The sequence below is a fragment of the Cyanobium sp. ATX 6A2 genome, from assembly GCF_024346355.1.
Lineage (GTDB): Bacteria > Cyanobacteriota > Cyanobacteriia > PCC-6307 > Cyanobiaceae > NIES-981.
Genome location: NZ_JAGQCU010000030.1, coordinates 1 through 8884 on the forward strand (window position 1 = coordinate 1; position 8884 = coordinate 8884).

9 protein-coding genes are annotated in these 8884 nt (G+C 60.1%); 2 read left to right on the plus strand and 7 right to left on the minus strand.

The annotated features are described in order from the left end of the window. Window positions 1–656 precede the first annotated feature (656 nt). The 5 genes from KBY96_RS15800 to KBY96_RS15820 all read right to left on the minus strand — a co-directional run bounded on the left by KBY96_RS15800 (window position 657) and on the right by KBY96_RS15820 (window position 4127). A complete protein-coding gene (locus KBY96_RS15800; RefSeq protein ID WP_315859505.1) occupies window positions 657–1481 on the minus strand; it encodes an alpha/beta hydrolase in 825 nt (274 codons plus the stop codon). 17 nt (window positions 1482–1498) lie between these two features. Beyond that, window positions 1499–2308: a 1-acyl-sn-glycerol-3-phosphate acyltransferase gene (locus tag KBY96_RS15805; protein ID WP_254980505.1), complete on the minus strand. Its 810-nt coding sequence runs from the start codon at window positions 2306–2308 to the stop codon at window positions 1499–1501. An 874-nt stretch (window positions 2309–3182) separates the two neighbouring features. Continuing rightward, the gene (locus tag KBY96_RS15810) at window positions 3183–3371 is read right to left on the minus strand and encodes a hypothetical protein (RefSeq protein ID WP_254980506.1); all 189 of its coding nucleotides are present in this window, start codon (window positions 3369–3371) and stop codon (window positions 3183–3185) included. 15 nt (window positions 3372–3386) lie between these two features. Continuing rightward, complete coding sequence (locus KBY96_RS15815) at window positions 3387–3650, minus strand: hypothetical protein (protein WP_254980507.1); 264 nt, start codon at window positions 3648–3650, stop codon at window positions 3387–3389. A gap of 168 nt (window positions 3651–3818) precedes the next feature. Continuing rightward, entirely contained in the window at window positions 3819–4127 is a 309-nt protein-coding gene (locus tag KBY96_RS15820) for a hypothetical protein (protein WP_254980508.1), read from the minus strand. Window positions 4128–4581: 454 nt separating this feature from the next. Between KBY96_RS15820 and KBY96_RS15825 the strand changes: the two genes are divergently transcribed. Beyond that, window positions 4582–5727, plus strand: a complete 1146-nt coding sequence (locus KBY96_RS15825) for an iron-containing alcohol dehydrogenase (protein ID WP_254980509.1) — start codon at window positions 4582–4584, stop codon at window positions 5725–5727. 3 nt (window positions 5728–5730) lie between these two features. Continuing rightward, window positions 5731–7149 carry a coniferyl aldehyde dehydrogenase gene (locus tag KBY96_RS15830; protein WP_254980510.1) on the plus strand — a complete coding sequence of 473 codons (1419 nt, stop codon included), beginning with the start codon at window positions 5731–5733 and terminating at the stop codon, window positions 7147–7149. An 88-nt stretch (window positions 7150–7237) separates the two neighbouring features. Here KBY96_RS15830 and KBY96_RS15835 read toward each other — a convergent pair whose 3' ends face one another. Together KBY96_RS15835 and KBY96_RS15840 are read right to left on the minus strand one after the other, a co-directional pair. Next, the gene (locus KBY96_RS15835) at window positions 7238–8731 is read right to left on the minus strand and encodes an arylsulfatase (RefSeq protein ID WP_254980511.1); all 1494 of its coding nucleotides are present in this window, start codon (window positions 8729–8731) and stop codon (window positions 7238–7240) included. Next, a partial coding sequence (locus KBY96_RS15840; protein WP_254980512.1) for a hypothetical protein occupies window positions 8704–8884 on the minus strand: 181 nt, incomplete at its 5' end. The genes KBY96_RS15835 and KBY96_RS15840, both read right to left, overlap by 28 nt.

Consider the following 8884-nt stretch of genomic DNA (forward strand, 5'->3'; position numbering starts at 1 on the left):
GATCGGTGTCAGGCGGGCATTGGGGTGTGTATGCATGGGGTGTGAGGTCTGGGGCTGTTGGGTCGCACCACAACCCTGTCGGCCTCACACCCCTTTGTCAGCCGGAACAACCTGGTGGCACTACACAGCTAGGGCGTTCAGCCAGAACGCGGAACACAACCTCGCGCATGCAGGGGTATCTCTGTCTTTCAGCCTCCATCCTTGGGCCGCCGGGGCCGCCGCGGGCGTGCCGCTGGATACGGGGAACCGGCCCACGGCCCACGGGTCGGCGCTGAAGCCTCCGGGCCCGGCGTGTTGCATTGTCCTGGCTGCGGGAGCGCGTGCTGTGGGCCGCCATCGCCTTGGGGGGTTCGATCCCCGCCAGCAACCCCGCAAGAAATAGAGCAAGCAAACCCCTTACAGCCCTGCTGTCCCGCCTCAGCGACCTCGCCCCCCACAACCCCCGATGACCCACACCCAGCAGAGCCACCTGCAGCCCCCAGTTTCTGCTCCCATGGGTTCCCACATGGGTTCCAAGAAGCAGCAGCAGATTGAGACCACCTTTCTCATCTGACTCTTGACGATGAGCAGGCTGGCAGCATCTGTAGAGTGATCGTATGAGATTACGCGTACATATGCTGAAATTCTGAACTCCTCATGTCGCCGCTGGGGTCCCCCTACCTCGGTGAACCAGGCAACGAGAGCGCATCCGTGCTCATGTGATCGCAAAAACTTTGTGATGCCAGGATGCGGCTCAATCTAACCTCCTCTTCCAGTAAACAGGCGTGACCACTCTCTGGGAGCAGAACTGTCTCTGAATGTGGTAAGTAACGTGCTAGCCTCCCTGCTTCTGCAATGGAAGGGAGCAGTCGATCTGCGCCCGACGCCAACACTAAAACAGGCTGTTCAATGCGCTCAAGAGGTAGTTCCTCAAGGAGGAACTGGCTGAGTAAAGCAAGCCTCCAGGCGGCACTTGGTGCGCTAACTGATTGCATGGCCTCCAACATTGCCCGTTGACTTATGAGTGGCACGCGATGTGGTGCAATCAGGAGCGGAAGCAGGCTTAGAGCGGATAGTCGGTAAAGCGAGTCTGGCAACCATTGAGTGACTGAAGCTCCCCAACCCATCCAGGGTCTGCGGCTGACAGAAGTAGCAGGGTTGACCAGGATCAGTCGATCGCACAGGCACGGAAAAAGAGCGGCCAGTTTCAAGGCAAGGCAACCGCCAAAAGACTCGCCACAAAGAAAGATGGAACGCAAAGGTGAACTTTGTCGCTCCCTCCTGATTAAATGGGCTAGCTGCGCAACCAATCCCTCCCACCCCGTTAAGTCGTTTGAGGGAATCGACAAGCAGCGGATGTCAAAAGAAGACTTCAATCCAGCTAGCTGGGGCTGCAGTAACTTCCCGGTTCCATCCATTCCTGGCAGAAAGACAAAAAGAGGAAGGTTCTCTTGCGAGGCTTCAACGCTAAGGAGCCTCAGGCCCTTGATTGTGCTTACCATGAGATGATGGAAATTCCTTAGCAGCAGCCTTGACGCAGTAATCCAACAATCTGGTCCCAGCACGACTGGGTTAACTCTTTAGCCAACTGACCTCCATGGGAGCCGCGATATTGTTGTCGCTGAACCGTGTCAATCCAGAGAGGATAGCCAAAGAGAATATTGACGTGGCGGTAGACAATCGCAGAATGCCAGCCCCCGCAATTGAAAAGCGGTTCTGAGGGGTCAAATAGGCTGAAAAGCTTTAGCGGGGCCAGGTTATGTCTTTCCTCTTCGGTCGATGCGATCGCTACTGGCAGGATTGCCAGATCAGGAACCGGTGCTCGCAAGGCCAGATGGGCAAAACCTCGATGGAAGGGGCTGAGTTGATTTGCTGGTTTGACCTGAACCATTGGCTGCGCGCCTTCAGGGAAAATCCCGACGACCTGTCTTGATTTTAGAAATTCAACTGACTGCTGGAAGAAATGCTTTTGTCTTTGGCGAGGTGCATCAAGAGGAAAGGCCCCCATTGCCGTTACCATTTCCCGCAGCAGGGGAACCCGACTCATGTAGTAGTGGCAGGCAAAACGCACGGGACGATTCATGGCAGCCATCAACAAGGGAGCATCCAGCACACTGCGATGGTTACTCACAATCAAGATTCTATGATTGGTCGGAATCCGTTCGGAGTAATGGAGGGCTACTTTTGTGCCAACGGCATCCAGGAAGCCGCGAGAGAGGTGCAAAGGGGTGTCGATAATCATGCCTGGTGCTGCGTCGACGAGGTTCACTGATGCAGCGATCTGAGGATGCAGCTTGAAGCTGATGTCGCTGTTAGACGAACCATCCAACCTGTGGAAGCGGATCGAGGCGACGGGCGCCCACTATCCCCGGTTGCCTTTCCACCCTAAAGCGTAAGCATTGCAAGCGCGACGTTTCGCCTGACAGGGTTGCCTGGTTGCAGCAGCCGTGATGGGCTGATTGATTCTCAGACTATGTCGCCCACTGGTCCTGCCGGGCCCAACCACGCGCCACTCTGCAGTCACCTGCTGATGCCCACGCAATCGGCAGCCATCCAGCCTCCTGCCCGCTTGATCTGTCTGTTGACTGGGGGATCTGCGCCCAGGATCAGCAACACAACTTCATCTGTAAATGTGTCTGCTGCTTTCCTCACACACTCCCCCAAGCATGGATGGCCAGGCCAGCCTGAGTAGACCGACAACCAGGATATTCCAATCGTGCTGCACACCATCCCGTTGCTGGCCGCCACCTGCCTGGCAGGATTCGGTGTTCTGCAATTGCTGTTCAGCGCCCTGTCGTGATGATCATGAGCAGTTGACAGCTGCGCAATGTGCCCTGCTGCTCTGGAAGCAGCGAGGCGCCTGTTGGTTTTTTCGCCGCCGGCAAGGTCAGCGACTGTCAAGCGACACCGACGACATGACCCGCCAGCACCAGTTCCCGGACTGCTCAGGGGGCTCTTGGACCACCTCAACCTGAGCTCCGCCATCCCGTTCCGCAAGGGCGCTGCCTGGCCAGATCTCCTGGATCGTCGTGGGGGCTTCCCTTGGCCTCAGGGTCCAAGGGCTGCTGCGACCGTGGCCGCATTCGGACACTCTGGTCTGAAATGGCTGCCGCTTGCCGTCGGCCAAGCGATCGCGGATCAGCTGAACGGCCGTTCTTCTAATGCCTTTGATGGCATACCGCTACGCGGACGATGGCATACCGCTACGCGGAAGCCTGGCTGCTACGGGACGTGGGCGCCCTGCTCCGCAAGGAAGAGAAAAATGGACGATTTCCGTGCAGGGCATCGTCCTGCACCTGCATCTCGGTGAGCTCGATGCCGCTGAGGAGCCGCTGGAGCGCCGCCGTCTCGCTGCTCTTGTCGGTGGTGTCGGTGGTCTGGGCAATCGCCACGCCCAGCTGCCTGGACTACAGGCTCACCTGGGCAATGAACGTCGCTGCGGCACCAGGCTTCTGATCGATCGAGCCGCGCAGCGTCTTGCCAACCGCTCCGCGGAAGCCCAAGGCTACGCACACGAGAGTGTCGACGCCATCAGCCAGGGCGGGCTGCTGGCTCACCCACTGGAGCAATAGGGACTCGATCACCTCCACATCGAGCTGCAGGAACAGGTAAGGGAAGGTGGAATCAGACGGTGGTGTGCCGATCTCCAGGCCGAGAACTTCGTTGAGCAAGGCCAGGTGGCGCTACTCCTGCGGAGAAGCCTGCAGCTGGGCAAGGCCTGCCGCAGGGTGATCAGATCGGCAGCGTGGTCAAGCTGGCCAGGATCGGGAGAGACGGGAATGGGACAAGAAAGGTCCATTCCCGTGGACCACATCCCATGCTGACAGGATCAGCCAGGGCTACCAAGGCAGCCTGTTCAATGGCCCTTTGGGGTTGATGTCACCCAAGCTGGATAGGCTCTCTCGTCCAGTGGGCGAAGTGGGTTGATTGATAACGGGAACGATGGTGCGGGTGACCAGCAGTAGATTCTTGCTGAGAGGCACCGGAATCACGGGCTGAATGTTGAGCACATTCAGAGTGCTCTCTCCCTGCGGACCAACGCCGAAAAGAGTGTTGTTCTGAAAGGGCAGGCTGACCAGGTTGGCGATCGGGTTCTGTGCGGCCTTGACAAGTTCCGCAGCCCCTTCCTCATCGCTGACCTTGCCCATTGACAGTGGGATCACTGGGTCGCTCTGCGGTTCGCCCTGGGCCGTGGCGCAGGTACTGAATCCCTGTTGGTGCTCAGGGGCTGGCGCAGGCTCGCCGGGATGGGGCTGACATTTGCTGCAGGAGTGAGCGCCCAAGCCAAAAGCAGCATCAAGGGCCTGGTGAATGCCATTTCTCCCTGGGATGATGGGGGCGTCTTCAGCCGAATCTGTCTGAACTTCATTCTGGAGAGCAGCATGCTAAGTTGTAGTGAACACTAGTGGCGTGCGCCATAAAAAGCTGACGTTTGCATCATGCGTCAGCATAAATCCACGAAATCAAATTGTTATTTGTATTTTGTCTTGATGACAACAGGCATGAAGAGCATAAGTTGATCACGTGACACATCTGCTGGCACGTCTCCGGATCCGCGCTCTCGGAGTGGTGGCTCGCCTTTTGCCCGCGCCAACGCCCTTCATGCTGACGGGGCCAGGCTCATCGCTCGAGCTTGCCCAATTGATCGCCGACTGCGGGGCTCGCTCCGTCCTGGTCGTGACCGATCGCGTGCTCGTGGAGCTTGAAGTGGTCGCCCCACTCGTGACCGCACTGAAGGAGGCTGGCCTTGCGGTGTCGGTGTTCTCGCAGGTTGAGCCTGATCCCACCATCTCGATCATCCTGGCGGGCATCGAGCAGCTGCGGGCTTCGGGGGCAACAGCGGTGCTCGCGATCGGCGGCGGTTCGCCGATCGACGCCGCCAAGGCCATGATTGCTTGCTGTGCGAGCGGCCGCCGTCCGGAGAAGCTCGATGGCTATTTCAAGGTGGGCGCTCCCGTGATGCCGTTTTTCGCCGTTCCAACCACGGCCGGCAGCGGCTCGGAGGTGACCGTCGCTGCCGTCGTCTCTGATCCGGGGACCGGGCGGAAATTCGCCATCGTCGACAACCAGCTTGTGCCAGCGGCAGTCGCGCTGGATCCGAACCTCATGGTCGGCCTGCCTGCGGGGGTGACCGCAGCCACGGGCATGGACGCGCTCACGCACGCGATCGAGTCCTACCTCTCCACACTCGCCACACCGGCGTCGAGAGCCCTGTCCGTGGCGGCGGCGCGCGCGATCTTTCGCGATCTTCAGCAGGCTTGGCAGAACGGTCGCGACATCCATGCGCGGCAGAGCCTTGCCAAGGCATCCTGTCTCGCTGGCCTCGCCTTCACCAGGGCGAGCGTTGGCTACGTCCACGCCATCGCCCACCAACTTGGCCCGCTCTACCACCTCCCGCACGGATACCTCAACGCGATCTTGCTTCCCTACGTGCTCGACTTCTACCTGGATGGCGCCGCCTCGCGGATGGCGGAACTGGCTCGTGCCTGCGGACTCGGCCGCGACGGCGACGACCCCCGCTCTCTCGCCGCCAGTCTCATCGTTGCGATCCGCCAGCTGAACGCCGACCTCGGCCTGCCTCCAACAATCGAGCAGATCGCCGAGGCAGACATCGCCGAGATCGTCAAGCGTGCGTTGGCTGAGGCGCACGGGACTTACCCAGTGCCGACATACATGTCTGCCCACGACTGCGCGGCCGTGGTGCGACGCGCAGCTGGCCGGGCCATGGCCGCGAAGGGGGGGGACTGAGCCATGCAGACCACTCCGCTTTCCTTTGCCCAGGCCCTTGAGCAGCAGCGGGCGGCCCAGAGGGCCGATCCGTACCCAGATCTCCAGCGGCGCAAGGGCCATCTTGCGGCCCTGCATTGTTTTCTCCAGGAGAACGAAGCAGCGATCATCGAAGCCATTGAGGCCGACTTCGGCGTGCGGCCGGCGAGCGAGACACGTCTGCTCGAGCTCTTTCCGGTGCGTCAGGGCATCCGCGATGCCTCTGCGCATCTCGCCAGGTGGATGCGTTCCCAACGCCGATCGGTCGATCCATTCATCTTTCCCGGTGCCAGCAACCGTGTCCTCCCCCAGCCTCTCGGGGTGGTGGGCGTGCTGGTTCCCTGGAACTTCCCGATCCAGCTCTCGTTCGGTCCGCTCGTCGACATCCTCGCCGCCGGCAACCACGCCATGGTGAAGATGTCGGATCGATCGGTCCAGTTGGCGCGCCTCCTGATCGAGGTCTTCCCGCACTATCTGCCAACGGAGAAAGTTGCCTTCTTCGAAGATCTCGGGCGAGGTCCTGAGTTCTCGCAACTTCCTTTCGACCATATGCTGTTCACCGGCTCGGGCGGCGTCGGCCGCGCCGTGATGGCGTCCGCAGCGGCAAACCTTTGCCCGGTGACGCTTGAACTCGGTGGCAAGGCCCCAGCAGTGGTCGCCCCCGACTTTCCACTCGCGACCGCCGCCCAGCGCATCCTCTGGGCCAAGTGCATGAACGCCGGCCAAGTGTGCGTCAATGTCGACTATCTCTTTTTGCCCGAAGGGAGCATCGACGCGTTCGTCTCCCACGCGAAGCGTCTGGTCGCAGAGCGCTATTCCATTCTGAACGGCCCAGACTACACCACGATCATCGATCAGCCTGCCTTCGAGCGGCTCGTTGCGACGCTCGATGATGCGAAGGCGCGCGGAGCGACCGTCATCAACCTGGCGCCGGATCAGCAGCTCGATGCCCAGCGTCGCAAGCTAGCCCCGCACATCGTTCTCGGGGTGAATGACGAGATGACAATCATGAGGGAGGAAATCTTCGGGCCGATCTTGCCGATCAAGCCGTACCGCGATGCCGCAGAGGTCATCGCCTACGTCAACGCCCACGACCGCCCGCTCGCCTTCTACCCGTTCACCAACAACAGACGCCTGGGCCAACGCTACATCACCGAGATTCTCTCGGGCAGCGTCGGCATCAATGAAGCGATCGTGCAGGTGGGGCAGCACGACCTGCCGTTCGGCGGTGTTGGCGCGAGCGGCATGGGCCACTACCACGGCTACGAAGGATTTCTGACCTTCTCAAAGCTCCGGCCGATCTTTCGCCAAGGGCGCGTTTCTTCCATCCAGGCGTTCCTGCAGCCGCCCTACGGAAAGCGCGCAAAGAATGTCTTGGACTGGATGTTCAGGCTGCGGGGCTAGCAGCAAAAGCAGATGAAGAGACCCAGGCCATTGATCTGCCGGCACCTGGGTCTCTTGAATCATCGTTGCGGCTGATGGGTCGCGCAGGTCAATGGTTGGCGCCGCCGCCGGCTGACTCCAAGTCGCGCATCACAGCATCCAGATTGAACGAGGCCGGCTTCTGACGCGGCGGGAACTTCACGAAGTTCTCGATCTGGCCGGCAACAACGGCCTGCATCATGTAAATGATGTAAGTGTGTGAGATCAACCAGTCGTTGTAGGTGTTCGAGTTCTCGTCGGCCTGCTCGAATGGGTCACGCCGCAGATGGAAGATTTTCGGGATCCGCAACTTCACGAACGGCTCCATCCAGCACGCCAGCTCTTTGGCACGTTGCTCCATCAGCACCGCTTTCCAGTCCTGCATCCGTATCGCCAGGATGTCTCCGTCGTCGCTGATGTAGAAGAAGGAAGTCCGCGGACTCTCCTTCACCTCACCCTTCAGATAAGGCAGCATGTTGAAGCCGTCGATATGGACCTTGAAGGTCTTCTCGCCGGCCTTATGGCCGTTCAGCAGCTTCTCCTTGATGTCAGGCTCGCCGGCGGCGGCGAGGAAGGTCGACAGCCAGTCCTGGTGCGTCACGATGCCGTTGAACACGGAGCCTGCCTTGAACTGTCCAGGCCAGCGGACGAAGCAGGGCACGCGCCAGCCGCCTTCCCAGTTGGTGTTCTTCTCGGAGCGGAATGGTGTGATTCCAGCATCCGGCCAGGTGTTGTAGTGCACGCCGTTGTCGGTGGAATACATCACGATCGTGTCATCGGCAATGCCCAACTCATCCAGCTTGTCCAGCATGAGGCCAATGTTCTCGTCATGGGCAACCATCACGTCGTTGTAGTCGCCCTGACCACCGCTCTTGCCCTTGTGCTTATCGGCGCAGTGCGTGCGGAAGTGCATCGCCGTGGTGTTGTACCAGAGGAAGAAGGGAGTGCCCGTCTTGTGGGTACCGTCCATGAAGCGCAGGGCGCGTTCGGTCACCTCGTCATCGATCGTCTCCATGCGCTTCTTCGTGAGTGGCCCGGTGTCTGTGACGGTCTGGCCGCCCTTGCCGTCGGCCTTGCTGTGCAACACACCGCGCGGGCCGAACTTCTCCTTGAAGGCGGGGTTCTTCGGGTAGTCGGGGTCTTCGGGCTCCTCCTCGGCGTTCAAGTGGTAGAGGTTGCCAAAAAACTCATCGAAGCCGTGCATCGTGGGCAGATGCTCATCGAGGTCGCCGAGGTGGTTTTTCCCGAACTGGCCGGTGGCGTACCCCAGGGGCTTGAGCAACTCGGCAATGGTCGGATCTTCCGGCTGAAGGCCATTGGGTGCTCCGGGCATGCCTACCTTGGTGAGCCCGGTGCGAATTGGGTTCTGGCCGGTGATGAAGGCGGCGCGGCCCGCCGTGCAACTCTGTTGCCCGTAGTAGTCAGTGAAGGCCACACCCTCGTTGCCGACGCGGTCGATGTTGGGCGTGCGGTAGCCCATCTGGCCACGGCTGTTGTAGCTGATGTTCCACCAGCCCACATCGTCGCCCCAGAGGATCAGGATGTTCGGTTGCTTGGCTGCCATGCGATTTCCCTTTTGTGATGAGATTGAATTAGGGACTCCTGAAAAAGCCAGATCCACTGCAGCGCAGCTTGTTTCAGCGATAGAGACCCGATAAAGTGGCCTCGATCAGGGCAATCGCGGATTGCTACAACTGCTGAGCGCTGCAGATGTACC